The sequence below is a fragment of the Limosilactobacillus portuensis genome (assembly GCF_028607025.1).
Classification (GTDB): Bacteria; Bacillota; Bacilli; order Lactobacillales; family Lactobacillaceae; genus Limosilactobacillus; species Limosilactobacillus portuensis.
The window spans coordinates 1,246,993-1,271,735 of sequence record NZ_CP117296.1; the positions used below are offsets into that span (position 1 = coordinate 1,246,993).

41 protein-coding genes are annotated in these 24,743 nt (G+C 37.6%); 11 read left to right on the forward strand and 30 right to left on the reverse strand.

Annotated features, from left to right (window positions below; translation table 11 throughout):
* Window positions 1-122: 122 nt before the first annotated feature.
* From PRK60_RS06355 to PRK60_RS06425, 15 genes are all read right to left on the reverse strand, one after another.
* The gene (locus PRK60_RS06355) at window positions 123-341 is read right to left on the reverse strand and encodes a hypothetical protein (RefSeq protein ID WP_269296114.1); all 219 of its coding nucleotides are present in this window, start codon (window positions 339-341) and stop codon (window positions 123-125) included.
* Complete coding sequence (locus PRK60_RS06360) at window positions 341-1,273, reverse strand: minor capsid protein (RefSeq protein ID WP_273645805.1); 933 nt, start codon at window positions 1,271-1,273, stop codon at window positions 341-343. The genes PRK60_RS06355 and PRK60_RS06360 overlap by 1 nt, the downstream gene beginning before the upstream one ends.
* Window positions 1,263-2,990: a phage portal protein gene (locus PRK60_RS06365; protein WP_273645806.1), complete on the reverse strand. Its 1,728-nt coding sequence runs from the start codon at window positions 2,988-2,990 to the stop codon at window positions 1,263-1,265. The genes PRK60_RS06360 and PRK60_RS06365 overlap by 11 nt, the downstream gene beginning before the upstream one ends.
* A gap of 12 nt (window positions 2,991-3,002) precedes the next feature.
* Window positions 3,003-4,268 carry a PBSX family phage terminase large subunit gene (locus PRK60_RS06370; RefSeq protein ID WP_273645807.1) on the reverse strand — a complete coding sequence of 422 codons (1,266 nt, stop codon included), beginning with the start codon at window positions 4,266-4,268 and terminating at the stop codon, window positions 3,003-3,005.
* Window positions 4,255-4,752, reverse strand: a complete 498-nt coding sequence (locus PRK60_RS06375; RefSeq protein ID WP_273645808.1) for a phBC6A51 family helix-turn-helix protein — start codon at window positions 4,750-4,752, stop codon at window positions 4,255-4,257. Before PRK60_RS06375 ends, PRK60_RS06370 begins: the two co-directional genes overlap by 14 nt.
* A 338-nt stretch (window positions 4,753-5,090) precedes the next feature.
* Entirely contained in the window at window positions 5,091-5,840 is a 750-nt protein-coding gene (locus tag PRK60_RS06380) for a DNA-methyltransferase (RefSeq protein WP_273645809.1), read from the reverse strand.
* 90 nt (window positions 5,841-5,930) lie between these two features.
* Window positions 5,931-6,371 carry a crAss001_48 related protein gene (locus PRK60_RS06385; protein WP_273645810.1) on the reverse strand — a complete coding sequence of 147 codons (441 nt, stop codon included), beginning with the start codon at window positions 6,369-6,371 and terminating at the stop codon, window positions 5,931-5,933.
* Between the two features lie 52 nt (window positions 6,372-6,423).
* A complete protein-coding gene (locus tag PRK60_RS06390; RefSeq protein ID WP_273645811.1) occupies window positions 6,424-6,729 on the reverse strand; it encodes a hypothetical protein in 306 nt (101 codons plus the stop codon).
* Window positions 6,730-7,403: 674 nt separating this feature from the next.
* Window positions 7,404-7,919, reverse strand: coding sequence for an ArpU family phage packaging/lysis transcriptional regulator (locus PRK60_RS06395; RefSeq protein ID WP_273645812.1), 516 nt, complete (start codon window positions 7,917-7,919; stop codon window positions 7,404-7,406).
* Between the two features lie 76 nt (window positions 7,920-7,995).
* A complete protein-coding gene (locus PRK60_RS06400) occupies window positions 7,996-8,394 on the reverse strand; it encodes a hypothetical protein (protein WP_273645813.1) in 399 nt (132 codons plus the stop codon).
* 97 nt (window positions 8,395-8,491) lie between these two features.
* Window positions 8,492-9,004 (reverse strand): DUF1064 domain-containing protein, encoded by a 513-nt coding sequence (locus PRK60_RS06405; protein ID WP_273645814.1) that lies wholly within the window; start codon window positions 9,002-9,004, stop codon window positions 8,492-8,494.
* Window positions 9,005-9,113: 109 nt separating this feature from the next.
* Entirely contained in the window at window positions 9,114-9,437 is a 324-nt protein-coding gene (locus PRK60_RS06410) for a hypothetical protein (protein ID WP_273645815.1), read from the reverse strand.
* A gap of 2 nt (window positions 9,438-9,439) precedes the next feature.
* Entirely contained in the window at window positions 9,440-9,907 is a 468-nt protein-coding gene (locus tag PRK60_RS06415) for a hypothetical protein (protein ID WP_273645816.1), read from the reverse strand.
* A 13-nt stretch (window positions 9,908-9,920) separates the two neighbouring features.
* Complete coding sequence (locus tag PRK60_RS06420) at window positions 9,921-10,304, reverse strand: hypothetical protein (protein ID WP_273645817.1); 384 nt, start codon at window positions 10,302-10,304, stop codon at window positions 9,921-9,923.
* Window positions 10,305-10,448: 144 nt separating this feature from the next.
* Window positions 10,449-10,652: a helix-turn-helix domain-containing protein gene (locus tag PRK60_RS06425; protein ID WP_316243088.1), complete on the reverse strand. Its 204-nt coding sequence runs from the start codon at window positions 10,650-10,652 to the stop codon at window positions 10,449-10,451.
* A gap of 121 nt (window positions 10,653-10,773) precedes the next feature.
* Between PRK60_RS06425 and PRK60_RS06430 the strand changes: the two genes are divergently transcribed.
* On the forward strand, window positions 10,774-10,956 hold the full coding sequence (locus tag PRK60_RS06430) for a YegP family protein (protein ID WP_273645818.1): 183 nt from the start codon (window positions 10,774-10,776) through the stop codon (window positions 10,954-10,956).
* Window positions 10,957-11,052: 96 nt separating this feature from the next.
* Here PRK60_RS06430 and PRK60_RS06435 read toward each other — a convergent pair whose 3' ends face one another.
* From PRK60_RS06435 to PRK60_RS06485, 11 genes are read right to left on the reverse strand one after another with little or no spacing between them, the layout of a single operon-like run.
* On the reverse strand, window positions 11,053-11,292 hold the full coding sequence (locus PRK60_RS06435) for a hypothetical protein (RefSeq protein ID WP_269295884.1): 240 nt from the start codon (window positions 11,290-11,292) through the stop codon (window positions 11,053-11,055).
* The gene (locus PRK60_RS06440) at window positions 11,289-11,459 is read right to left on the reverse strand and encodes a hypothetical protein (protein ID WP_273645819.1); all 171 of its coding nucleotides are present in this window, start codon (window positions 11,457-11,459) and stop codon (window positions 11,289-11,291) included. The genes PRK60_RS06435 and PRK60_RS06440 overlap by 4 nt, the downstream gene beginning before the upstream one ends.
* On the reverse strand, window positions 11,449-11,760 hold the full coding sequence (locus tag PRK60_RS06445; RefSeq protein WP_273645820.1) for a hypothetical protein: 312 nt from the start codon (window positions 11,758-11,760) through the stop codon (window positions 11,449-11,451). The genes PRK60_RS06440 and PRK60_RS06445 overlap by 11 nt, the downstream gene beginning before the upstream one ends.
* Window positions 11,761-11,770: 10 nt before the next feature.
* Window positions 11,771-12,664, reverse strand: coding sequence for a DnaD domain protein (locus PRK60_RS06450; RefSeq protein WP_273645821.1), 894 nt, complete (start codon window positions 12,662-12,664; stop codon window positions 11,771-11,773).
* 11 nt (window positions 12,665-12,675) lie between these two features.
* Window positions 12,676-13,359 carry a putative HNHc nuclease gene (locus PRK60_RS06455; RefSeq protein WP_273645822.1) on the reverse strand — a complete coding sequence of 228 codons (684 nt, stop codon included), beginning with the start codon at window positions 13,357-13,359 and terminating at the stop codon, window positions 12,676-12,678.
* 10 nt (window positions 13,360-13,369) lie between these two features.
* Window positions 13,370-13,945: a DUF669 domain-containing protein gene (locus PRK60_RS06460; RefSeq protein WP_273645823.1), complete on the reverse strand. Its 576-nt coding sequence runs from the start codon at window positions 13,943-13,945 to the stop codon at window positions 13,370-13,372.
* A 2-nt stretch (window positions 13,946-13,947) separates the two neighbouring features.
* Window positions 13,948-14,628, reverse strand: coding sequence for an AAA family ATPase (locus tag PRK60_RS06465; protein ID WP_273645824.1), 681 nt, complete (start codon window positions 14,626-14,628; stop codon window positions 13,948-13,950).
* A gap of 10 nt (window positions 14,629-14,638) precedes the next feature.
* Window positions 14,639-15,133 carry a host-nuclease inhibitor Gam family protein gene (locus PRK60_RS06470; protein WP_273645825.1) on the reverse strand — a complete coding sequence of 165 codons (495 nt, stop codon included), beginning with the start codon at window positions 15,131-15,133 and terminating at the stop codon, window positions 14,639-14,641.
* Window positions 15,133-15,261, reverse strand: coding sequence for a hypothetical protein (locus PRK60_RS06475; protein ID WP_273645826.1), 129 nt, complete (start codon window positions 15,259-15,261; stop codon window positions 15,133-15,135). Before PRK60_RS06475 ends, PRK60_RS06470 begins: the two co-directional genes overlap by 1 nt.
* Complete coding sequence (locus PRK60_RS06480; protein WP_273645827.1) at window positions 15,261-15,470, reverse strand: hypothetical protein; 210 nt, start codon at window positions 15,468-15,470, stop codon at window positions 15,261-15,263. The genes PRK60_RS06475 and PRK60_RS06480 overlap by 1 nt, the downstream gene beginning before the upstream one ends.
* Window positions 15,471-15,502: 32 nt before the next feature.
* The gene (locus PRK60_RS06485) at window positions 15,503-15,694 is read right to left on the reverse strand and encodes a hypothetical protein (protein WP_273645828.1); all 192 of its coding nucleotides are present in this window, start codon (window positions 15,692-15,694) and stop codon (window positions 15,503-15,505) included.
* A 63-nt stretch (window positions 15,695-15,757) separates the two neighbouring features.
* On the opposite strand from PRK60_RS06485, the gene PRK60_RS06490 reads away from it, so the two are divergent.
* Window positions 15,758-15,967 carry a hypothetical protein gene (locus PRK60_RS06490; RefSeq protein WP_148444598.1) on the forward strand — a complete coding sequence of 70 codons (210 nt, stop codon included), beginning with the start codon at window positions 15,758-15,760 and terminating at the stop codon, window positions 15,965-15,967.
* 344 nt (window positions 15,968-16,311) lie between these two features.
* Here the strand turns inward: PRK60_RS06490 and PRK60_RS06495 are convergent, their stop codons facing one another.
* Window positions 16,312-16,647, reverse strand: coding sequence for a DUF771 domain-containing protein (locus PRK60_RS06495; RefSeq protein WP_273645829.1), 336 nt, complete (start codon window positions 16,645-16,647; stop codon window positions 16,312-16,314).
* 62 nt (window positions 16,648-16,709) lie between these two features.
* Here PRK60_RS06495 and PRK60_RS06500 point away from each other — a divergent pair, with 62 nt between their 5' ends.
* Window positions 16,710-16,961: a hypothetical protein gene (locus tag PRK60_RS06500; protein ID WP_153704196.1), complete on the forward strand. Its 252-nt coding sequence runs from the start codon at window positions 16,710-16,712 to the stop codon at window positions 16,959-16,961.
* Here PRK60_RS06500 and PRK60_RS06505 read toward each other — a convergent pair.
* Window positions 16,958-17,116, reverse strand: coding sequence for a hypothetical protein (locus tag PRK60_RS06505; RefSeq protein ID WP_273645830.1), 159 nt, complete (start codon window positions 17,114-17,116; stop codon window positions 16,958-16,960). The genes PRK60_RS06500 and PRK60_RS06505 overlap by 4 nt on opposite strands.
* A gap of 11 nt (window positions 17,117-17,127) precedes the next feature.
* Window positions 17,128-17,334 (reverse strand): helix-turn-helix domain-containing protein, encoded by a 207-nt coding sequence (locus tag PRK60_RS06510; RefSeq protein WP_273645831.1) that lies wholly within the window; start codon window positions 17,332-17,334, stop codon window positions 17,128-17,130.
* A 221-nt stretch (window positions 17,335-17,555) separates the two neighbouring features.
* Here PRK60_RS06510 and PRK60_RS06515 point away from each other — a divergent pair, with 221 nt between their 5' ends.
* From PRK60_RS06515 to PRK60_RS06540, 6 genes are all read left to right on the forward strand, one after another.
* A complete protein-coding gene (locus tag PRK60_RS06515) occupies window positions 17,556-17,864 on the forward strand; it encodes a helix-turn-helix domain-containing protein (protein ID WP_273645832.1) in 309 nt (102 codons plus the stop codon).
* Window positions 17,861-18,289, forward strand: a complete 429-nt coding sequence (locus PRK60_RS06520; protein ID WP_148444604.1) for an ImmA/IrrE family metallo-endopeptidase — start codon at window positions 17,861-17,863, stop codon at window positions 18,287-18,289. Before PRK60_RS06515 ends, PRK60_RS06520 begins: the two co-directional genes overlap by 4 nt.
* 77 nt (window positions 18,290-18,366) lie before the next feature.
* Window positions 18,367-19,086, forward strand: coding sequence for an ion transporter (locus PRK60_RS06525; protein ID WP_392391022.1), 720 nt, complete (start codon window positions 18,367-18,369; stop codon window positions 19,084-19,086).
* A gap of 2 nt (window positions 19,087-19,088) precedes the next feature.
* The gene (locus PRK60_RS06530; protein WP_273645834.1) at window positions 19,089-19,310 is read left to right on the forward strand and encodes a hypothetical protein; all 222 of its coding nucleotides are present in this window, start codon (window positions 19,089-19,091) and stop codon (window positions 19,308-19,310) included.
* A gap of 82 nt (window positions 19,311-19,392) precedes the next feature.
* Window positions 19,393-20,295, forward strand: a complete 903-nt coding sequence (locus tag PRK60_RS06535; RefSeq protein WP_273645835.1) for a type II toxin-antitoxin system PemK/MazF family toxin — start codon at window positions 19,393-19,395, stop codon at window positions 20,293-20,295.
* Window positions 20,296-20,448: 153 nt separating this feature from the next.
* Window positions 20,449-21,600: a tyrosine-type recombinase/integrase gene (locus tag PRK60_RS06540; protein WP_273645836.1), complete on the forward strand. Its 1,152-nt coding sequence runs from the start codon at window positions 20,449-20,451 to the stop codon at window positions 21,598-21,600.
* 739 nt (window positions 21,601-22,339) lie between these two features.
* Here the strand turns inward: PRK60_RS06540 and yaaA are convergent.
* A complete protein-coding gene (yaaA, locus tag PRK60_RS06545; protein WP_102168081.1) occupies window positions 22,340-23,098 on the reverse strand; it encodes a peroxide stress protein YaaA in 759 nt (252 codons plus the stop codon).
* A 233-nt stretch (window positions 23,099-23,331) separates the two neighbouring features.
* On the opposite strand from yaaA, the gene PRK60_RS06550 reads away from it, so the two are divergent.
* Window positions 23,332-24,072, forward strand: a complete 741-nt coding sequence (locus PRK60_RS06550) for a DUF6198 family protein (protein ID WP_219721687.1) — start codon at window positions 23,332-23,334, stop codon at window positions 24,070-24,072.
* Window positions 24,073-24,264: 192 nt separating this feature from the next.
* A complete protein-coding gene (locus tag PRK60_RS06555; protein ID WP_102168080.1) occupies window positions 24,265-24,738 on the forward strand; it encodes a YueI family protein in 474 nt (157 codons plus the stop codon).
* Window positions 24,739-24,743 lie beyond the last annotated feature (5 nt).

Consider the following 24,743-nt stretch of genomic DNA (forward strand, 5'->3'; position numbering starts at 1 on the left):
CTTTACGTGTAACGCTCGCCAGCGAAACTCGTTTAACGTCCGGCGACGAATCAGTGTTCTTTACCGACTGCACCGAAAAAAGTCCAAAATAAAAGCAACTGTTCGATATTTTCGAATAGTTGCTAACTAATTTCTGTTATCTTCGTAATATTTGACGACATTAAAATAGTTTCTTTGCCATCTAACGTTGTCGTTGATATAAACGGGATACCATTACATAAAGCATCCAAGGTTTCATTACTTATTTTTAATTTAAGGCTATGCCAAAATCCCTTTGAAATATCTTCAGGACTAGGTCCGTCCCAATAAGTTACTTGATAAGTTTTTATCTTTGTCTTCATTAGCTATCCTCTGTTACTTCTAAATCATCGCCATTACCATATTCATCAGTGGTATCTTCAACTTCTTCAATCCAGCACTGACAATTAGGGTGCATAGGAGGTAGATTAACACCTTCTTGTGCATCCTCAATGTTATAAATGTTTCCATCTAAATCAGTACAGTCCTGACAACTATTTGCAGCTTCAAGAGATAAGAAACGATATTGAGCAACTCCACGTGCTTGAAAATCTGCAATTGTAGAATTATTTAGCTCACGACAAGTTTGTGTTCGCATAGTAGTTTCAGCTTGTGCGCTAGCACCACCTGAACCATCTTTACCACTTAGAATGCGTTCAATATCTTTCATATAATCATGTTTGCCATCACTATCTTGTGCTGCTTGTTGGCATACGTTACTAATTTTTGTAATCGTTTGATGAATATTGCGATTAATATTATCCTCAACACTTTTGCGTTGAGTTACAGTACGTGACACAGATTTCTGAAGCATAACGTCATAATTGTAAGGAATATGGTGCATTACCGGTGTAACTACTTGCTGAGTTCTACTAATTTTCTGAACATCACGGGGTATCTTACTACCGCAGTGCTGCATCATATTATGAATTGATTGACCAACTTTAATCATAGGAACTGCAACCCGTGCGGTTAAAACATCAGATTGTTTAGGGTGACCCAGCAAAAGACTAGAGGTATAAAAAGCGGCAAGTGGAGCCACACTGTTATTAAAATGCTTTAATTCTTCCACAGCATCCTGTATATCGTCTTTTTCCGCTGGAGATGACCAATTTTCACTAGCTAAAAAAGCACTAATTTCGCCTTTAATTTGACGATTAGCATTACGATACATTTGTTTTATCTGCTTAATGAATTGAGCGCTGGTTCCATATGTCGAGCGAATCAGTCTTCTTTGTTGGTTTTTACTTAGCATTATCATCATCTCGTTGTTGATGTTGAGCTATAAAATCAATTGGTGACTTAGGCTGTTCTGTTTGTTGCTCAGCCTGATTTCTTGCTTCAGCTAAATCAGCTGGATTAACTCCTTGAAGAGGGGCTTGGTCGAAACCATAAGTATTTTGATTAGGATCCGCTTTCTTTTCTTCTTCCAGTCGTTGTTCTTCGGCATCAGCGGATACACCAGTAACAGTTGCAATAAACTCACGCATCGTCTGATCGCTTAAGATACCCAAACTATTTAATTGGACTGCCATCTGTACAATATCAGCATTATTACGTGGTAAATTCGGGTAATAGTCTGGTTTGTAGTTATTCATAACATCGGGATCACTAAGTTCCTGATTATACTTCCAGTAATTTCCAAGCAACCGTAAACGACGCATAATTCCACGAGTGTATAAACTTTCCTGCATTGATCGCTCCTGATCTTCACCAAATAGTTTATACATAAGTGCAACTCCTGATGATTGACCACTAAATGCATCATCTGTGGTGTTTGGCGTATTAGTATCCTTATGGATATCAGTAATTAACTGATTAATATAGGTTTGCCATCCCTGTTCATTTAATTGCTTGGTCAAGTATTGAGCAGATGAAGGAACGACTGTTGTTCCGTTAGCATTATCATGGAATGCTGGCTTTAACCATAAAAACGGGTCTTTAGTATCAATCCTTGGCACCTGAACTGGTTCGCCGTTGTTATCAACCATATCAGTACCATCCGAATTCTTAACCGTAACTAGGTCATCACTAAAATCAATATCACCATTTAACATAAGCTTAGCATTAGCAAAATCTTCTTCACTGTTAGCCATCTCTGACATCGCTAAATCGTAAGCGTCAATCTCGTCAAGCTTAGATTCCCAATCTCCAGTTTTATTCTCATTGTTAATGAATTCGGTAAGTGGAACTGCCCCAAAGTTAGTTGATTCTTGGCCAAGCAAAGTATAGTCACCACTATTATCTTCGTTAGTTGTATTTGACCGAAAATGGTAAGTAGTATCAGCTGTATAAACATCAACATAATATTGCTGTTGATTATCATAATTAACAACGTAATAACGAACGCCAAACAGTGAATGGCGGTCAATTGACGTGTCGTAAACCACAAAGGCAGTTGCTGGGTCAATAGCCCGCATTTTAACTTCTGGTGTAGCAACATTACCGTCTTCATCTTCTGTTGCTTCATCGGCATAAAGAAGTTCGTAAGCTCGACCAGTAACAGATAGATTAGTCTTCATAACTTTTTCGTGGTATTGCTCATCGTTTTTTTCGTTAAAGTCCTTTAAATCTTCATCGACCATTGTGTCAGGATCACCCTTCTCCTCATTATATTTGAATTGAATTGGTTTACCTAACATATATCCAACACGCATATTAGTAATAAATTTAGCGAAGCCAGAAGCAATTCGATTATCAGCTCGTCCCATTTGCTTCTTATTGTTAATCCAGTAATGAATATCATTATCACCTAAATAATAACGTTGAAGCTTGGCAATCCGAGGAGCATCTTGCGTTGAATGACGTTCAACAAATTTTTGAACAACTGTAGCAATTCCTGATGGATTATGATTATCAAAAATCTTATGAAATACATTGTCAGGCATAACATATGTCTGATTAACCTGCGTATTCCACCGCTTGCCATTTAAAATTGACCGTGAATACAATTCAGGATTATCTTGTAACATTTAATCACCTCACTATAAACCGAATCTCTTAAGCCCGGCTTTAATGTTGTTTCGACTATTAGTTTGATGTTGTTTCTTAAGCTCTTCCAAATGAATTGGAGTAGCTAATGCATACCGCATGGAATCCATTACGTGATCCATCTCTTTAACAGGCTTGTCCTCCGCTTTATCGTCCCATTGGTAGTTGTAAACTTCTTCCATAAACTTCTGAGTATGGTTCTTCCATACAAAAAAGCGCCCCTGTTTCATAAGAGACGCTACTATTTCAATTCCGGGAACAACTTGCTTCCATCCATTCAATGCATTAATTCCAGCGTTCTTGAAGTGTTGGATATACGCTGGTGTTGCAGTATCACAATAGAACGGCATGTTATAACCATATTTTTGTTGTAATTTCTTAGCTACATTAGTCCAGTAATCTATTTCCTTAAATCTCTCCGTATATTCGTCAACCAGATAGTACCTACCAAACTCATCAATTCCAAACACCGTGATAGAGCAAGGGTGATTATATCCCCAGTCGACCCCGGCATAATATTTAAGTTTTTTTGGTGCTCCATCAACGACCATCTTCCTTTCATTGAAATCACGGTAAATAGCACCTTCACCAGTGACCCATAGGCCTTTAATAGCTCGATCATAGTACATCCCTGATGGAGTTGAAGCTTTAATCCGTTCAACATAATCTGGCGCCAAGTGGGTGTTGTCGTCAATCGTAAAGTGATAGACAAATTTCTTCATCTTCTTGTCTTCCTTGTCGATATAATCCACTTTCAACCAGTGTTGCGGGTTATCTGGGTTGGTATCCACAATGATATGTGATCCTGGCATAGAACAACGCTGAAGTATTTCTTGAAATACAGGTTCTACACCAAGCGTCGCTTCGTTAACATAGCCTCCATACGCAGTAAAACCACGAGCGCCTTTCAATCCTGCCATCGTAGCAGTCGAAACGGGTGTTATATCAACGCCAAATAAATGATAATGGCCGTGACGGTCAAGCTTAAACTCAACACCAAACTGGTTCATGCACGAGATAATCACGTTCTTGTTAATACTGTCTGAACTAGCACCAGCAAGAATATACTGGGGATGTTTATCGCCATGTTCCTTAGCAAGCCTAGCTGTTCGCCTTAACTCATAGATAAACAGCAGATTATCAATGAAAGTCTTGCCTGAACGAACAGCACCAGTTAGAATCATCATCCCAAAATCATCATTCAGATAAGAGTGAAGCACTTCTAATTGTTTTGGTGCTAAGTAATCACTTAGGCTCATCACTCTTATCCTCCTTTGTGATGGTATCTAACATCTTATTAAGCAGTAGTTCCATATCTTGACCATTATCTTCAAGCGCCTTCGCTCTGGCTTCAGCAACCCGAGCATCAGCATTAGCCTTACGAATCTTCGCTCTATCTAACTCTGGTGTACTGTTATCTGACAACATACCAGAAAGCTTCAAAATTGAGTTGGCAGCTTGAAGCTGAACCATCTCCGACTTAGCTTCTAGCAAATCAACAAGTTTCTTTAATGCCCTACTTTCAAAGCTTCTTTTGACGACCAAATGGTTATATTGTTGTTGAGCCGCCTTAAACAATTCATCGTTTTTCCAATTATCTAGTGTGGATCTACGCCGTTGGACAGCTTCAGCAATTTGTTCGTCCGTTAATTCGTCTTCAAACAGCAATCTAACAGCTTTTCTACGACGTTTATCCAATTGATAAAAAGGGCCAGATTGTCCAATTTTATCCAATTTTTTCATGGCATATCGCCACACCACCTTTCTGATTCAGTGTAAAAGAAAAGACGGTAGCCATTAAGCTATCGCCTTTACCAATCTAAATTGCTAGTAATCCAAGAGCAAAAATAACAAGCACAATAACTAACATTTGTGGACAAGCAGACACAATAATAAGAGCCAAAATACCTGCCAGAATTGAATAGAATTCCTGCTTCATAAAAAGCACTCCTTTCTGCACAATTTGATGAGATTAATCTTCATCAATTCTATGATTACATAAAGGAACTATTTCTTAGTTATTTACTTAATTTTTTCAAAATCGTAATTTTCTATAAGATTATTTTCTATTTCTATATACTTTAAAAGCCGGCAAGCGTTGACCTGTCGGCTTTTTCTATACGTTCCTTTGCAATCTTGAAATAGTCCTCATCTAGCTCCATACCAATAAAGTTGCGGTTAAGGCTAACCGCTGCAACACCAGTAGAACCACTACCCATCGTGTTATCTAATACGGTCATACCCTCATCAGTATATGTCCTGATTAGATATTGCAATAAACCAATCGGCTTCTCTGTTGGGTGATTACTATGATTGTTTCCGTTGCCAAAATTAATTACATCAATTGGGAATCGTTCACCGTGTTTGGAATCAATCGGCTTATAGTTTCCACTCGCTTTATGATAATTATGTCCGGCACCTTGACTATGCCCTTTATACGGCTTAAAGCCCAATCGCATTTGTGGGTGATAAGTTGGCAAATGCTTATAAAACACGTATATATTTTCATGAGCCCGTAATGGCATATGGTGTGACCATAGGAAACCAACAGGCATTGTTTTTTGCCATACCCAGTCATAACGATACGATAGTTTCTTAGGAGCATTCATGATTAATTGAGCACCAAACTTACCCATCCCAAATAAAAGAACAGCACCATGTGGCTTAATAATTCGTTGGTACTGTTCAAATAGTGGAGTTAAGGGAATAACCGAATCCCATTTATTAGCTGTCATTCCATAAGGTAGATCGGCCAGGACTAAATCAATTGATTCATCTTTTATTTGTTTTAGTAGTTCTAGGCAATCGCCTTTGAACAGCTTTACGCTCACGTTCAAGCTCCTTTCTATGCTGTTCAGCATGTGCCATCATGTATACTTCTGCACCACAGCTCACGCCCCAGTTCTTATAATGTTTCATTGCTAAACTTCCCAGAAAATCCGTTCATTCAGGATATGCTTGTAAGTCTTCATGACACTCTTTTGTGCCTTAAGCAGTTCTTGATCATCTTCATCCAAGTTATGAAAATCATCGCTATGCATGAACTTCTTTAACTTATTGATTTTCAATCCTAAATCATCACGTTCTTTAACTAGTTTCAAATTATGTTCACTCATATTTTTCACTCCCAAGAAAAGTGCTGCAATCCATTCAGTATTAGGCATCCTGTATGGTAGACGTAACTTTTTGCTTGTAATATCGTAAAGCCACGTCGAAACATCTGGCATTCCATGAGGATTGCTTACTGGTTTACCTTCAATATCGAAGAACTGCATACTTGGAATATCCGCACCATCATATGTAAAAGTGTGATATGTTTTACCGTTTTCAAGTTCGACGAAAAGAATTTCGTTGCCTACCATATGTATTCCTCCAATAAAAAAGCCAGCGCTAGGCTGACTTCTAAAGATATATTTATTTTACAAATAGCTTAATAAAGATAGGAACTAACATGCTGCCAATTATTAAAGTTATAACCCAATTTAATTTTGAGTTAATTCCATTAACCTTATCACCTAGAGAATCAACTTTTACATCCAAAACATTAATTTTCCCACTGGTCTTTTCATTTGAAACTTCAATTTTACTATTTAATTTCTGTTCTGATAACTTTAATTCATCATGGGTTGCGTAATTGTTATTATTCATTGAATCATCCCCAACTGACCAATTATTAGGCGAAACTGGTGGAACACTTGTTAACTTTTTAGAAGGGGTCAATCACCTTCCTAAAATTATTTGTGCTTCCAATGCTGATGTATGGAATCGAACCATACCATTAAGGGGTTCAGCCTTAACCTTTATCAGCATAATGTAAAGCGCTCGCCCCGCAATAGGCTCCGTAGAGTATCTATCACTCTTTCTTCTTACGAAGGCGAAACTTACCTAGCTTTACATAGTAGATACCGGGAACTGCCCCCGCAAGCGTTGTCGCTTGGTGTCTAACTTCACGTATCCACATAATCAGAACTAATTAACTCCCGCACCCGGTCGTAGTTTTCCGCCTACTCCTGTAACGGACGTTAGTGTTCTGAATAATTGTAATCTTCTAGCCGCTGAGTTAGATTACAGAACTCTTCTGCTGATAACAGCACGGCTACCGTGAGACTAGCAGAGCCGGTATACATAAATACAAAGGAAGTGTTTCTTTACATCATCGAAATGTGTATGGCAAGTACATGCTAGTCTCAACGTGGATTATGGAACTTGCATCCATCTCCGGCTTGGTTACCGTTCCACACACTTAACAGAGAGAATCCTGAGTTGCTGGTAGTAACTCATCTACTCCTCTGCCAGAGTCAATAAAGTCGTATTATTAAGCAGTTTAAGGACGTGAATGCTGAAGTCATTCGTGCTCAGGTCACATCTTATTCTTTCGACAATACCATTATTGCTTATAAAGTAGCCCCGTGATGACCCCAATTTGGCCCCTTTTTTGCCTCGTTTTGGCCCATTTTTGTCCCAAATTTAGTATGGAGGTCTGGGATTATCTTTTCTTCAACAGAATAATAGTCACAAGCCGGTTCAATACAATCCGCAAATTCTAAGGCTGCCTGCTTAACTAACTTGTTATAGGTCCCATTTCCTTTATAGCCAATTTGATTTTTAATTTTCCAGTTAGGCAACTCGTCAATATATTTCAGTTGAATTATCTTTTGACTAGTTAGGCTGCACCCTTTAATTGCATAACGCACAGCATACAAGGCGCTAGCATAACGGGAATGATTAATCATTCTTCTCTCAGAACCATTACCAGCAGAGGGGGCTTTAGGCATACCGTCAATAGATGGCGAACTATAATCTCCCCATGCTCCAGCTTTTCGCTTAATTTCTGGTAATCGTTCATAGAAGAACCATCTTACAGCACGATAGGTCTCATCTACGTCTAACTCATCGAACAACGCCACCATTAGCACTCTCCCTTGTGATATAATTGATTTGCTTTAATTAATATCTCAAGGGCGCTCTCATGGTAGAGCGTCTTTTTTATTCGGCTCTCATTAGTGCCAAAGCGTCAGTTATTTTTAAGACCTTTCGATTTTCACCATAGTGGTTATTTCGATAGTTCAAAATAATCTGATCGGCTGTGCTCTTAGGAATATCAATTATTTTCGTTATTTTTCCAGCAGATAAGCCATGCTGATATAAGAACTCTGTTTGATATTGCTTATCCGTAAGCTTGCGTTTAGCTAATTCCTGTCGAATAGCTTTTATATCATGCTGTTCACGTAACTTCTCAGCAGAAGCTATCTGTTTTCTAAACTTGATAATCTCTTTCATTCGCCAATCATTGGGTGGTAAAACGTTATCTATCTTTTCACGCAACGCACCCCAGTTATCAATAGCATTAAGAGCTTCGCTTAGATCCGGTGTAATCAAGTCCATCTTGACGTTCCCTCTTCAATTCATTTTCCTTCCGCCGTTCCCGCTTCTTCCGGAGACGGCTTTTTTGCTTTCTTTTTCTTTGATTTCATGCCTCTTCCTAAAATCCGATTAAGTCGTGCACATCATAATCAATGCTCTTGTATACGTTATAGTAGTCGTAGTAAGGTTCTCCATTCTTCCTTCGTCGAACATTACCATGAATATCGTGTTGAGCATGTGCTTCTTGAATCCTCGGATTAGTAAACCCGAATAATTTCATCTTGAAATCGTGTTGATGAGGAACAACTACTTCAACCGGTAATCCAGTTCTTAGTGAGAACAGCTTAAAACGTAGCTTAGCGCTCGTATCGACTGCTCGTTGATTAATTCCCGTCTTCACATCGTAAACGTGCTCAACGGCTCCGTCAGTGCTAAATACAACAAAGTCTGGTGCGTACGTAATTCCACGCTGATTATATCCACCAACCGAAAACTTATTGACTACCTTGTAGCTTGGATGAACTTTGAACTTCTTTCCACTGCTCTCGATGAACTGAATGAAGAAGTCACGTTCCTTAATCGAATCAAAGTCCCAATCCTTGTAATGAACTTTCTTCCCAAAATGCTTCACTTGCGCTTAATCCTTTCGTGCGTATCGTCGACCTTAATCGTTGTTACTACTCCCAGAACGAAGCCAACTGCTCCGGCTGCTGTGATTGCTAGTAAGTCGTATATACTCATTAGTTATCCTCCACTGGTTTAAACTTATTACTATATCCTTCTCCGCTTTTATACACGTCAACTTCTTCCCCATCCACTAAAGTTGATAAAGAACGACATGCTTTTGAATTGTTAAACAAGAATTCATTCCACTTGTACTTACGGATAACAATACTGTCATCATCAAACCACCAGTGTTCTTGCGAGTTAACGTAGTCTGCTGCTTGCTTAGCCAGTTCTAGCGCTCGTTCTTTGCTGTCAGCAATTCCCACAACTTGCTCAAGATAGTCGCTATAACATCCTGTGCAATACACAGCTACATAAATTGTTTGTCCTTTTTCCATTGTTATTCCTCCATCGGTTCTTTCATTGCATCAAACGCTTCTTTGGGGAACCATTCAGATAAAATGCTCAGATCTTCATCTGTAAATTTGTGGGCATATTCTTTGCTTCCAAAATTAAACTTCATGCAGTCACCATTAGCGTAAAAACTTGTAACGTATTGCTTAATGGCAATTGGCCCTTCAATATATCGCATAGTTGCTAGACAATATATCTTTTCTGGAAAACGTTCCTTAACTGGAGTATGAAGAAGTTTTTCAATCAATGCTGATAAATACTCACGATCTGCCTTATTCCAATACAGACTATTGCTCGTTGCACACGTATCAATTTCAATAAAGTTAGTTGCATCTTCTGGAATAAAGAAAATTCCCATATTATCTGGTGTGCCGATTACAATCTTTTTATCGACTTTTTTAGCCCGCATTCCATCATGTTCGTTTACTTTTTCGATAAATTCATCAATCTTCATCTTTGCTGACCTCCTAAAAAGGTAACTCTTTATACGTTGTTTTAGCGTGCTTTAGGATTCCGTCAATATGTTTGTATTCGTGAAAAGTTGGTTTAGGCTCCCCGTCATGCCAATAGTAGGCACTTAAAGGCTTTTGACCGGGTTTGAAATCCATCTCCCAACCATATAGATTAGGTTTAATTTCATACCATTCGCCTTTTGGATAATCTTTGCCAATTGGAAACCACCGATATGTACAATCATAGCCACCATCGTATTCACCATTAACATCAGGTACATCGCTACCTGCGGGCCAGATTTCCTTAGTTGGTCTTGATTCATACCATTCACCATCCACGTTCCTGACAATTTTATGAGGAGTTGCTTTATAGCCCCTAATTGTTTTTGGATAAATCATCACTACCACCCTTCATGAATTCGCCCTGCAATGAATGCTAGACCTGCTGTTAGTATCATCGGTACCATTATCCAGCCACCGACTATGCTCATAGTTACCAGCACCGCAAGCGCTATGGTAAACCAGATGATGCCATACAACACACTATCCATTTTCTTTATCACTCCTAAATTCATCTAAGCTAACCCCTAATGCATCAGCTATCTTGATCATGTTACTGAAAGTTGGCTCAACGCCATTGTTCTTGTAAGAAAATATCGTTGGATTAGGTATCCCTGTCAGCTTTGACAAGCGGTAAACCGACATTGATTGTTTTTCTAATTGATTTTGTACCAATTTCCACATCATATTGTATTATCCTCTTTTCTATATCAATATCTTGTGATATGGTTAGTTAGCAATTAATAATAAATCTCCTTTTGAATAAATAATTAATTGCAATTCAGTCACAAGTGAGGTGAATTAAATAATGTATTTTTCTATTCATAAAGCAACCAATGGTCAATACTATTTCTTAATTAATTCTGACAATCATGAAGTAGTTGCTACTAGTGAAACTTATTACTATAAAGAATCAGCCAAGCGTACTATCAATTCAATTAAGCGTGGTATTAATCCCGATACAATGGTTATTGATGTTACAAAGCATTAATAATACGTTTGATTCTATTTGCTAGAGTTAGATTTTCAGCTGCCTGTTCTTCAAGTTGCTGAACAATCTTCTCTAGCTCTTTTTTGTTCAAATCCATTATTCAAGTTCACTTCCCCGTTGCCATTCGGCTATTAATTCCTGCGCTCTTACTAACTGGTCATGCTCATAATCACTGTTAACACCTATCCGTACCAGCTTTGTGTACTCACGTTGACTACCTAACAGCTCACATTCACCAGCAAATCCTTTGCCGACAAAGCGCATCTTGTAGTTGTTTAACTGGGTTACTGCCACACCAAGGTGAGTTAGTGTCATTTTCAAACCTTTAAAGTTCAATCCAGCTCACTCGCTTTCACTTCGTAAATATCCGGAAACATCTGGTCCACCTCTGCAACTTGTACGGTATGATTCAAGTAATTAATGCCAATAATCTCACACAACTTGCCTTTGTAGTGTACGTTAGCTCCAGCTTCGTACAGGGCTTTCAGTCGTTCAAACTTCATACGCATTTCTCCTAGCCATCTTGGCGCACTCATGCTTAATCCTGATTGCTTCATCGAGCTTTTTTTTCCCAACAGGCTCACTCAACAAGCTTTCAAACTTCTTTCGGTCAAACGGCACTTGGTATTCTTCACCTCGTTCGTCAAGGCACCCAAGATAATACACAGCTACACGCAGGTTAGACTTAACAGACCCACTAGCTTTGTAGTAAACGACACCATCATCGCCAATGAATTTATCTTCGGGTAAAACTTCTAGTTGCTTAATCGTGGAAGCCCATTTTCTTCTAGCTGCTGTTATCATTTGTTCCACCTCACTTTGGTATTGGATCCATGCTGTCATCTGGCATTACATAGCCATGCTGAATACGTGGATCAGGATTTTGTTTGGACTTATCCTCAAGGTCTTTTCGCATCCACTCTGGTATTGGTTCACGCCTTTTTGGCTTGTTGAACGACCTAGCCCCGTATTCACGACTAGCCTGTTGTTGATGCTGATTTTCTCTTTTTTCAGCCTGTTCAACGGTGGTTATCCCTTCTTGCTGGTAACGTTCAAACGTTCTGGCTAGGTAGCGATCGGCGCCCTTAGAGTTAATATTTCGCCGTAGTGCAAAAGTAATCGCATGTATTACTAAGTCAGCGCCAAACTGGTTAGTCCACTCGGTTAAATCTTGTTGAGCAATTCCGTTTGGAAATCCCCAATTTGACTCCCAGAGATTAAAAACATCTGAAATTGATTTTTCATCGCGTGCGTCACTTAACACTTTATTATTTTGTTTAGTTTTGTCTTGTTTAGTTTTATTAAGGGGCACACTGTTATCACTACTGTTATCCCCACTAATATCACTACTGTTATCACTACTATTAACACTACTGTTAAATGCACTCTTATCACTACTAAGGTCTAACAGCTTGTAAACAGTGGATTTTCTTCGTCCTCTGGATTTGAAATCAATCAACCCTAGAGCTTTCAGTTTTTCACGTGCCTTTACTATTCCATTGGCTGATAAGCCACTGTATAGTTGTAAGGTTGCACTTGTTGGATCAAAGCCATCCGCCCAAGATTTTTTCTTGCCTGTTTTGTCTTTGAAATTCATATCAATATTTTTTAAATCCAAGAGGGCATGAAACAGCGCAATTTCTCCTGTTGTGGGATTTAGCATTGGAATCTGTCGTGCAAAATTGATACTGATGCTCAGGTAATTCATGACTTCACCTCCTATTCGTTATAGTTTCCTTTGATACCTAGTTTCTTTAAATCTTCCTCACTTAACTTGATACCAGGTTTAGTTAAGTGATACTTCTTGCAGAACTCACTAGGACCAATTTTGTGATATTCGGTATGGTGAATCCTACATAGTGCCATTACTCGGTGCTTAGTATGATCCACCTTTGTTTGATCTCTTCCCATGCCTACCGTGTCGATATGGTGAACATCTGCATGCTGTCCGCAAATTAAACAGCTCTTATGCATTACGCTTTGATACTGGAAGTGTTCTTCGTTTCTCGGCAATAATTCATAGCCCTGTTTAACCGGAACCTCATTGTCGAAGATAAAATCAATCACATAATCAATCATTCTTTTAGCGTCACTGACCGTATTGGTTGTGTTATTACTTAAACTAATTTCTTGACCACATGTTTTTTCCCAGTAAAGATTGTGGAAATATTCATCAAGGTAATCCTTAGCCTCACCGGACCAATTAATGATGTCGCCAAGCAACGCATAATAGAGTCGTCTTTGACGTGGCCTTGCTCTTCTCGGGTCCACATAGTTAACTTCAACAGGGACACCTTGAAGGTTGCCATCATTAATTGTTGCGATGTGTTCCCAGTTAGGTTCAACATCATATTTAATTATTCCGTAGCCCTTTTGAATCCAAGCTGACCCTGTTTCCATCATTTGTCAGTCCTTAGAACGGTAGTTGACTGTCATCAATATCAATTGGTGCACCGTCACCACCGTATGATTGTGCTTGACTTTGATTATTGTTGTAGTTGCTATTACCAAATTTATTGTTTTGATTATTGCTTTGAGGTCTCTTGATACCATTAGGTTGACTACCGTTAGCAAGCAACTGCTGGTAGCTCTTAACATTCAAATAATAGTTGCCGTTATCACTTCTTTGCCATTCAGTTTCAACAGCAAGCCGTTGATTAGTCATTTGTTGAACAAATTCTGGAATAGAATGAATTTTAATTCCGTCTTGAAAGCCTGCTGCCATCATCGCAGTATTAAATCGCTTAACTGATAAGTCATGATTCTCTTGAGTATTAGCAGTCCAAGTTAATCGGTCAAAAATACGTTTACCCTTTTGTGTTCCGTCAAGCACCACATAATTCATTGAAGCCATTGGATTATTATTGCTAGAATTTTTTGCGATTGATTGTGGTGAAACAGAAACGTTATAAATACCAGCTTCATCTGGTACCTGTGATCCGAAAACATTTCTATGATTAGTTATAAATAATACTGGTTGGTTATCCATGATTAAGCAGCTCCTTTTTCTTTTGGTTCTTCTTGTTTAGGTTCGATTAATTCTTCCGCACGAAACTTCTTTCGTTCATCAATTCGATTTTTACCGTGATTACCGCTCTCTGGGTTGCAATCAATCCAGCGCTGGTCATCTTCAACGTACAAGCGTCCAACGAAATCAAATACGCTAGTAAAGGCATTAAACGTTTTCTCGTTCATATCGGCGCCATAGCGTCCTGCTCCGGTAAGACCTCCTGCACCATTATCTATTTGGTGTGCCGTTGCGAATATTGTCATATTGCTTTCTCGCAACATAGTTGCTAACTGACGGAACCACAACTGCAACTTTTGATAGTTTTGTCGATTATCTTTCGAGGCATGGTCAATGTTATCCAGTACAATATTTTGCAGTGAACTAACGTTGTCTAATGCAATTGCATCGTAATCACCGCTATTAATAACTCTTTGAATAAAACCAGTTACTAAATTTTGAACATTAGCAAAATCTTGTTCTTCAATGACCATGAAGTCTGTATCTTTCTGACCTCGTAATGGATTGGTTGAGCGGTCAAAACTAAATAAAATCTTCTTACCTTGAAATTGTTTAAACAGGCTTGTCTTACCTGTTCCACCATCTCCATAAATAAAGTACATGTGTGGAACTTCTGGAATTTCTCCAGCTTTATAGAACTTCATGATGAACACCTCACTTGTCCAATCGAATGACTACTTGTTTTTGACCACCCTTGATACCAAATAAGCCATTAATAATTTCTCCGGTATCATTCAGTACCACCTTGCCATCATCGGTAATAGTGGTTGCTTCCTTGATTTTTGGCTTATCTAATTCAGTTACAGTTTTAAGTAGTTCACTCGGTAATGACTTCATCGCTTTCTGTTGGATGCTTTTACTTCCCCACTTCCAGCTATCCTTTGTGGTCCGTGCTTGAACATTCCCCATTGAGGTAGTCACTGATGTTTGACCATTCTCGGTATCAATAAACCCAAGTAGTTCTTGTTTAAGCCGTTCATTATCTTCTTCAAGCTGATTCCGCTTGTAGTCATAAAACTGCTTAACTTCTTGCAGTTCAGAGCGTTCGGACTCATCAATTGCTTCAAGTTTCTTCTTGTTAGCTCGATATTCACGCAGGCGAAGATTAATAGCCGCCGCTTCATCGAGTGCATAATCGGTTGTTTCCATTAGTCTTCCTCCTCGTCTTCGTCACCGTAGTAAGTACCATCGTCATATGGTGTATGGTCAATCCAAGGACAATTAGACATGGACTCACTATCGTCCTCAAACCACTTATCCCAATTAATGTTATTCACTAGATCCACCCCATTTCTTCAGCAAATCGCTCATCAAAAGAATCTGCTAGAAGGTAATAAACTTTGATGCGTCCGATCTGAGTTGGAGTAGTCTTAACCTTAGCTAGAGCAAGCTCATCAGCTAACTCTTTCCGATAAGCGTCACGCTTACCCATGTAGTAAGCAGCCTTTAATGGCATATCTTTAATTGCATTCAAAATGTTTTCCATCTATAATTAACCTCGAATCTATATTTGATTTATTACTTATTTTGAGCATTCGTTTTTGCGGAACGAGTGCTCTTTTTTTGATCCATGTGATTGAGTAGCAGTAGCAGCGCATAAATCATTGGGATAAATAATGCCCCGTCATATGCACCGATTGAACCGCAGTAAACCATCCACGCTCCAAGTGCGAATGCTATCAACCGTGAGTGCAGAACTTCGTTAATCATGACTTCTTACCTCCTTTCAATGTGATATGCTTAACTCATCTCCTATGAAAGGAGGTGAATTGTATGACTGATAAAGAACAACGTGCTCATGATTTGGCAATGCTGATGCTTAGTCATGGTATTAATCATTTAAGTGCTGACGGACAAGGCTTTTCATTTGAAATGTGGGAAAAAGCCGTGTCAGGTAATGCAGATGGATGTGATGCTATTACCGATTACTATCAGCGTGCTTACAATGGTTTCTTGAAGTCACTTGAAAAGAAAGACTTTTAATTAGGCCAGCTCTTATCGTTGATAGTGAGAGCTAAGATTATTTGAGCAATTTTACTGATTTGCCTATCGGTAAAATTGTTCTTTTTTAATGATTCATAAGTTTCTAAAGCACATTTAATTGAGCTATTTTTAATCATTTGTTTCCTCATTCCTTTAGGTTGAAATACAATCCAATTAATGATGCTGCTAACGTTATTAGTTGAAAAAACAGTATCCATGCTGTCATTTAGTCATCTCCTTTCGAGGTGGCTTTTTTCTTTACCTCTTGAAACGAATTACCCAGCACAATCAGCATTGCGATTGCTACTGCTGCAAAAAATACTATCTGTGTCATGATTACCTCCTTATGCTGTTTTAGCTTCCCAGTCGATGTCATATTTATGTTTTTCCATCCACCGGGTAGCTTCGTAAGCAAAAATAGTAGTTCCTTTGATGCCATCAGTTTTATGTGGTGCCAAGCACCAACCACCATTTGCATAGTCTGTTTCAGGAAACTCGTCAAAAATGAATGTCCGTACCCAAGTTGGTGACTTGCCGCCACAACACTTCTTACGAAACTCGTCCATTGTCCAGGTAATTCCTTGCAAATCACTCTTCGGCACGAGATTCATTTTTTCTACTACCTCATGCACAGCAGAATTAATTTGCTCATCTGGAATGGGAATACTCAACTGTGCCATCTAATCAACTCCTTTCTTTTGCTATAATTAATTCATCTCCTAATGAAAGGAGGTGAATATTAATGGAGCCCAAAAAACATATTTATGCCAATTTAGCCCCGATGGGTTGGACTGATTTAACATCTGACCCCAACTGCGAAGTTGGCATTCATCACAAGTCGCCTTTAATCTGGTGGGAAGAAAATGCTAAAATCTATGCACCGGAAAAACGTGACATGTTTAACTCCGCATATCAGTTGCCTTACTTAGAACTGATTTACGAGGGCAAGGAATATCGCATTAGTCCTTATCTGTTGCAAATCGTTTATGACTAATGTACGTTCTTAATTGCTGAACTGATCTCTTCGGAGGTCAGTTCTTTTTTTGTTACGTGATAGCTCGCTTCAATAATGCTTGCTACTTCTTCAAATTCACGATAGCTGAGTCCGCTCATCGCTTTAGCAATTTCTTTTACTTTTTCTTGTTTCATCAAATCACCTCCTACATATTCAGAACACGGTAAATCTTCTTGCGAATTTCAAACGCTTTAGGCGAATTGTCACCCTTGATTGCGCGATTAACTTGTTGACGATTAATGGTTAGCAAACGTGATAACTCAGCTTGTGTCATATCACGCTCAAGAAGCTTCATCTTAATGTTTCGCTCTACATCAGCTGTTGCCTTTTCAAGCTCGTTTTCTACTGACATAGCCTATTCCCCCTCTCTTGAAACGTTTATCAACTTGTTGCTTGTTTCTATCACTCGTGATAAAATCAACTTAAAACAAAAACCGTTATTTTACGGCGTTTATGGCTTTTTGTTTATGTTACTTAACTTGTTGACAATCTTATTATCAATCATTCGTGATAAATTGTCAACTGTTTTTTAATCATTCGTGATAAAAATAGTCAAAAGAAGGTTTGATTGATATGAAAACTGTAGACAGAATTAAGGAATTATCAAAAAAGAGAGGATGGTCACTGCAAAAAGTAGCAGAAGAAGCCGGTATAGGAATTAATAGTATATATCGTTGGAACTCAAAAACTCCCAGTACACAATCTTTAAATAAAGTTGCTAAGGTTTTAGGAGTATCCGCAGACTACTTGCTTGGCGAAACCGAGAAAAAGAAAACAGCCGATCTTGCAGATAAAGATACTATCTTTACATATGAAGGGAGAGAAATTCCACCAGAAGATCTAGAGTACATGAAACGTTTATTGCGTGGTGATGAGGAATGATTTATGAACGAGTAGAGGAAGCTTGTGACTATTTATTAGAAAAAGCTAAAGAATATCATATTGACATTAAGTGGAAACATTTTTCGCCTATTACCCCACCGGGTAGTAGTTATGAATACAGACGTGTAGTAATGAATCTTGATTGGCATAATCCTAAAGAATTCGTTTTTCAATTAGCTCATGAAATGTCGCATGTCATTCATGGAGACAAAGGCGATGTTTATTATTACCACGCCTGCTTTACTGGTAAAGAATCTGTGGAATATAAGGCAAACGTTGGAGCTGTTAAGCTTTTGATCCCGTTCTATTGTCAAGATACAGATATTCAATGTGTTAACAGTGCTAATTTCATGCAAGCTTTTCATGTGCCACACTATCTTTCTAGTGTAGTAAGTGAAGAAATTAAAGAGTATTATGCGAAATAATTAATGTGTGTCCAAATACTGATGACGATAAAAGCTGAAATTATGAGGAGTTATGAAATCAATAGTAAAAATTAATAATGAAAAGCCAGATAACAATTAAACTTTATAATGCTTCAATGGCTACTTTAGCCGTTATATCCATTCTGCTTATGGTCATGGATTATAGCAACGAAATTAATATTGTTAGTCCACCATACAGCTATATTGATAATGGTATTTTAATAATCTTTGCAATTGACTATTTCGCTAGACTAATATTTTCAAAAGATAAGCTTAGATTTATCAAAAATAATGTTTTTGACTTACTATCTATTATTCCTGCAAGTGGAATATTTTCACTGTTCAGAATTAACCGTATAGGTAGACTGATTAGATTATTCAAGATACTTAGAATTGCTCGTTTAGTTGGTCTTGTAGGTCGGCTCGAAAAATTTTTAAAGATTAATGGATTAATGTATTATCTGTATATCAGTCTGGCAGTTATGATAATAACGTCGTCAATCTTTTGTATATCCGAAAAGGTTAGTTTTGAAACTGCTCTTTGGTGGTCAATTACAACGGCAACGACTGTTGGTTATGGTGATATTTCTCCAGCAACAGGTTTAGGGAAAATTGCAGCAGTTATTGACATGCTTATCGGAATTGGACTAATTGGTATGTTAACTAGTAGCTTAACAAGCATTTTTGCTAAAAATAATAGTTCAAATAATGAAATTGATGAGTTAAAACGGCAAAATAAAAGGCTAGAGGATAAGTTAAATGAAATAGAGTCATTGCTAAAAGAAAGGAAGTTGTAACTATGGGGTTATTCAGTTCACGTGAAGACCAAATAAAAAAATTAGATGAAAAATTATCAAACTTCGATGATGAGTTAGCATATAAAAAGATTATTTCAAGAATTCAAGATTCAGTAGATAGTGGCAATATTATAGGAACTGACCCAAGCTTAGTTAGTGCTTACATTATTCATCATGATTTGCAGGAAATTAAGAAGGAACTCCATAAACTAAACGAAAAATAAAAATAACCGCCCCACCGGTATTTGTGGAGCGGTTTAAAAAGAAAGTAAAATGAACATACGTACGAAGAGGTGAATTGAAAGAATGATTGAATATAGTGAGGAACAAAAAAGAAAAAAGATTTCTAAATTTAATGATATTTATTATGGTGGAGACCCTTCCAATTGGAAAGTATCCAGATTACCTAATTGGATGTCGTCATATGGATATCTACTTGATAAAGAAATTAAAAATAATTTGCCACATTATTATAGGCGATTTCGCCAGGGTACTATTGTTATGATTGATTATGGTGTAACGATTGGTAACGAATTGGGTGGAAAACATTTCGGGGTTGTTATTAACAATGATGATACTAAGTATAAACGGAAGGTTACGGTTGTTCCATTATCATCTCATTATCACAGAGGATATATAGATCTAGGATACGATTTAATGTCCGGTATAAATGAACTAATTGAAACACGTAAGGCCGAAGAGCAAAAGAAGATCAAAAAAGTTGTTAACAGGCTTGAGGAGTTCACTAGTAGCCATAAAAATAATCATTTTTCTTTCACAGATAATGACATTAAGTTTATTAACGACAATAACATAAAAGACTTTCCTAAATCAGATTATAAGATTGAACTAAGCCCATCTAAAAATGATGAGCTTGAATCCTTAATCAAACAAATAAAACAAGCTGACTCATGGGAACAGCATAAGAATATTTTTGATTTTGTATCATTCGTTGAGACTGCGATCATTTTCCAAAAAAATATAGATGATACTATTAGTGAACTAAATGATAATCTTCAACAGATGCAGGAGTTAGCTAAGAAATTAAACAGATATAATAAGCAATCTTATGCTGTCATTTCTGATATTAAGTCGGTCAGCAAGTTACGTGTTGCAAAGCTAAGCCACTATACAATTTCAGGAAATACACAGATTTCCCCTGAAAATTTAGATAAGATTAGACAGGGATTAATTAAAATAATTGAATAATATAACACTATATGACATAATAAACGTATCGACAGAAATGCCGACCATTTTCTACTAAATGGTCTATATCTATTACTCTATTAAGAGCGAGGGCTATATTATTTCTTTTGAAGTAATATAGCCCTCTTTTAATTAAAAAGAGGTGAATTAATCATGGCTCAAATAGTAAAACGTGGTAAAAGTTACATGGTTCGTGTAACGTGGCGTGACGCTTCTGGTAAGCAACATAAAAAGTCAAAATCAGGGTTTAAGACTAAATCAGCAGCACGGGAGTACGGTGCAAAACTAGAAATTCAAAAATATAATGGCGTTCTAACCTCACTTAACCCCACGTTCTTAAAATACTATCAAGATTGGTACGATACTTATAAGAAAAATAACGTCTCAACAGCAACCGCTAAATTTTATAGTTACTGCATCAACGTTATTAATCAATATTTTGGTAATTCTAAGCTAGAAAATATCACGAGAAGGCAGTACCAGTTATTCATCAACGAGTTCGGTAAAAGCCATTCAAAACCAACAGTCAGCAAGGTTAATAGCTACCTTAAAACTTGTGTTAAATCTGCAATGGCTGACGGAATCATTCATAAGGACTTCACTGCTAATGCGCAATTAGTGTGGAATGATGAGAATGTCAAAAAAGTACAGTATCTTAGCATTGATGAGTTGAACAGATTAACTAACGCCCTGGAATTTAAGTTGACCCCCTATTTCACAACTCGGTATATGATTTTGACAGCAATTTATACTGGAATGCGATTATCTGAAATTGCTGGGTTAACTTGGAACGATGTTAATTTCAGCTTTAAAACGATCACAATCAACAAGTCATGGAACTATCTTTCAGGAACACCAGACAATCCATTCAAGCCAACCAAAACGCAATCATCAAATAGAATTATCCACGTTAACGATGAACTTCTTGACCTGCTATCACAGTTAAAAGGCAATGATGAACAGCTTGTCTTTATGAACCCAACTTACGGTAAAATGCCCGGCTCTTCATCTGTTAACCGTACGTTGAGAACGTTTCTAAAGAAGTGCAACATTGACAAGCCTAACTTTCACTTTCACAGCTTACGTCACTCTCATGTCGCTTACTTGCTAGCTCATAACGTTCCATTATATGCAATAAGTAAAAGGTTAGGGCACAGTAATATCACCACAACCGCTAATCGGTATGCTTATTTAATTGACGAATACAAAAAAGAAGGAGATAAGCAAATCGACAATGCACTTTCACAAATTGGTGTCCCGAAAAGTGTCCCAACTTCAAAATTGGTAACGAAAGGTAACGGCTAGAAATAGAATTTTTAGCTCTTTAAAATCGGTAAAAATTACAGTAAACGCTACAACAAGTAATCTTTAAGGTTACTAAGTTCCTAAAAAGGAGTCGGAATTTCCGGCTCCTTTTTGTTTTCCTAACTATAAAAAAGACATTCCCTTATGGATTATCAGCCGATATTAAAAGGGAATGGATCTACCGATCATTTCATTTGATTAAAAATAAAAAATATTATATATTCATAACTGTAAATAGTAATTATTATTTATATTTGATTAGCACAAGTGGATTATTAATATAATTCGTTCTTTCTAAATCTTACCTAGGAGTCTCCGCTTTATCCCGCCTTCTATCTTATTGAAATGCCTACGTCCTAAAGTTATAGCAACACTTGTCAATATATTTAAGGTAGTAAATCCCCACTTATCCACATCCCAAGAGCCTTGAGATAATTGAAAGACAACGAATTATTTATCGCGCTGCTTTCGAAGTGAGTCATGTTCAGCAGTTTATTGTTGAGCTAAAACGTGACTTTCAAAACTAAACAATCTAAAATAATTGAACATAAAATAATGCATTAAATTAAGAGTTTTCTCACTAGTGAAAAAATACATTGAATCTGATACTGTATCAGTTCAACCTACTTTTCCTTCCCACAATTATTGAGTATAGGTTCATAGCTACTAATTTCTTTCTTTAAATAGAGGGTCGCAAGTCTGATCTGGTAAGACTTGTGACCTTCGTTTTGTTATTAGTTCATTTTTCATGTTTCTGAAGTTCAAAATAAAACTTTTCAGTTGTAGAAAGGTCTTTTCGAAATTGATATCCACCAACGGAAAACTCTTTTAAATCAGATGCCTTGGTTGCGTCAATTTCTGCTAAGAAGCGAACCATATTCCCTCGAGCCATTTTTGCCAAGGTTGCCTTTTGCTTAATCTTACCGTTAACTTCTTCGCCAAAAATACAGGTAATCATTCGATCTTTTGGCTGCAAGAATGGTTTGACTGCCTTTGAATATTCATTTGAGGCGAGATTAATCACTAATTGATCATCCCGAAACAGCTCCTGATACAAGCGATCACCCCAAAATTCATATAAGTTCTTAGTATGATTAACCGTTGCTCGATCACCCATTCCCAGACGATATTGAGAAATTCCATCAAACGGTTTAAGGATTCCGTAGAGCCCTGATAAAATTCGCAAATGATCTTGAAGATAATCTAACTGACGTTCGGTCATTACTCCTGCACCAATGTACTGGTATTGAAGTCCCTGAAAGGCTAAAACTGCGGTGGTGAGATTATCAGTAAGGGTCATTTCTTTAACGCGTCGATAGTTAGTTTGCGCAAGTTGCTCACTACAATTCCACCATAACCGGTGTAATTGTTTAAATGTTAATGTCTTTAACCACTTCAATATTTCCTGGCTCTGTTCCAGATATTGAGGTAAGGAATCATAAGGTAAAGAATCAGGATCACTTTTCATTCTTCGTGCTGGTGAAATAATAATTTTCATTATCTACCTCCTTCTAATCAAAATAACCGAAAAATTTTTTAATTGCAATTTTTGTTTTTAAAATCACTTATATGTTAACCGGTTAACATATAATTTAATAAATTTATTTATAAAGAGTTAATATGTCACAATCGCACTATTGACAACCCTTTCATAAGGTTGTAAATTTATTTTCCGTAATAAGCGTGAATACTTTCACGATTTATAAGTTCACAGATCAAAGGAGCATAATTATGAACGATGATATTCCAACACAAGGACAAGTACAGCAACGAACAATTTCTTTGGCCGCTAGCTGGGCTCTCTTTGCTTTCTCAATTGTAATCAATTCAATGGGGAACGTTCTGACACTAGTAACTAGTTCACACATTCATCCCCAATTTCTTGGTTCAGCATATTGGACAGCTGCCGAAAACAACCTTGGGATTGCTGTTCTCGGGAACAAGCCCACTACCCTTTTCTGGGCATTTATGGTACTAGGAATGTTAACCTCCGTCCTTAATGCAATTTTGATGCACAAATGGGATTGGCGGCGGATCGGTGGTAACTTTATCTTTATGTTGCCATTCTCACTGTTTATCCAATGGTTTTCAAATATTTTTAACCGAATTATGCCTGATGCAACTACCCTACCAATGATTATTCTTTACGTATTCATTAACTTCTTAGGGGTTGCCCTTATTGGAACTGCCATTTCAATCTACCAGCGGGCTAACCTAGTTCTTCACCCAGCCGATGACCTCTTCCAAATTATCCGCTTCCGTTACTGCAAGGGGAACGCAACAATTGCAATGTGGTTATCATACATTCCACCGACAATCATGGCAATCATTGCTGCTGTTATGCAAGGCGGAATTTACAACTTTGGTCTTGGAACCTTATTTGCTCTTGCTTTCCAGGGAGCAATTACTGGTTGGGCTGATAAGAAGATTTTCCCTAAACTAAAGCACCAAGCTCTTGATATTGGTAATTAATTTCCGCGATTAGAGAGGCTGAGAAAAACGTTTTGTTTTTTCTCAGTCTTTTACTATTACTAGTAATTTCCGAAATTGCCGAGTCTAATCACGCAAATCAAGCTTCGCATCTTTTACCAAATGCTCTTTTCTACCACCGCTTAATCATTATTGGTATAATAGTTAGATATATTATCAACGGGAGGTTAAGCCATGACAGAAGATAAATCAGCAACGGAACAACGGATCGATAACGCAATTTATGGTCCGCCAAAGATCAAACCAGACGAACAGCGAAAATATCTTGGTACTTTTCGTGAACGGGTCTGCCTTACAATCAGTGTTGCTGAGCTTCAAGAACGAAACTGGTCATTTGCTGTCTCTAAAGAATTACGGCGAGGGATTGGTAACCAAGTTTTCCTTAATGGTAACCTTCCCCACGCTGAGTTACGTGATTATATCAAAAGCGCCACTGCAGCTAATGCTAATTTTACATTAAAAACCGAACCAGAATTTCGAACTGATCCAGATTCGTTAGCTGTCGTTGTAGCCGCAAAAACAGCTGTTTATCAGTTACCAGTCGACGTCAAAAAGAGATATCCTAACACCCAAGTTCAGCCGTCGACAAACCAGGAACCATCAAAGAAACATTTCTGGCAGAAATTATTTAAGAGGGAGGATAAATAGTTTTG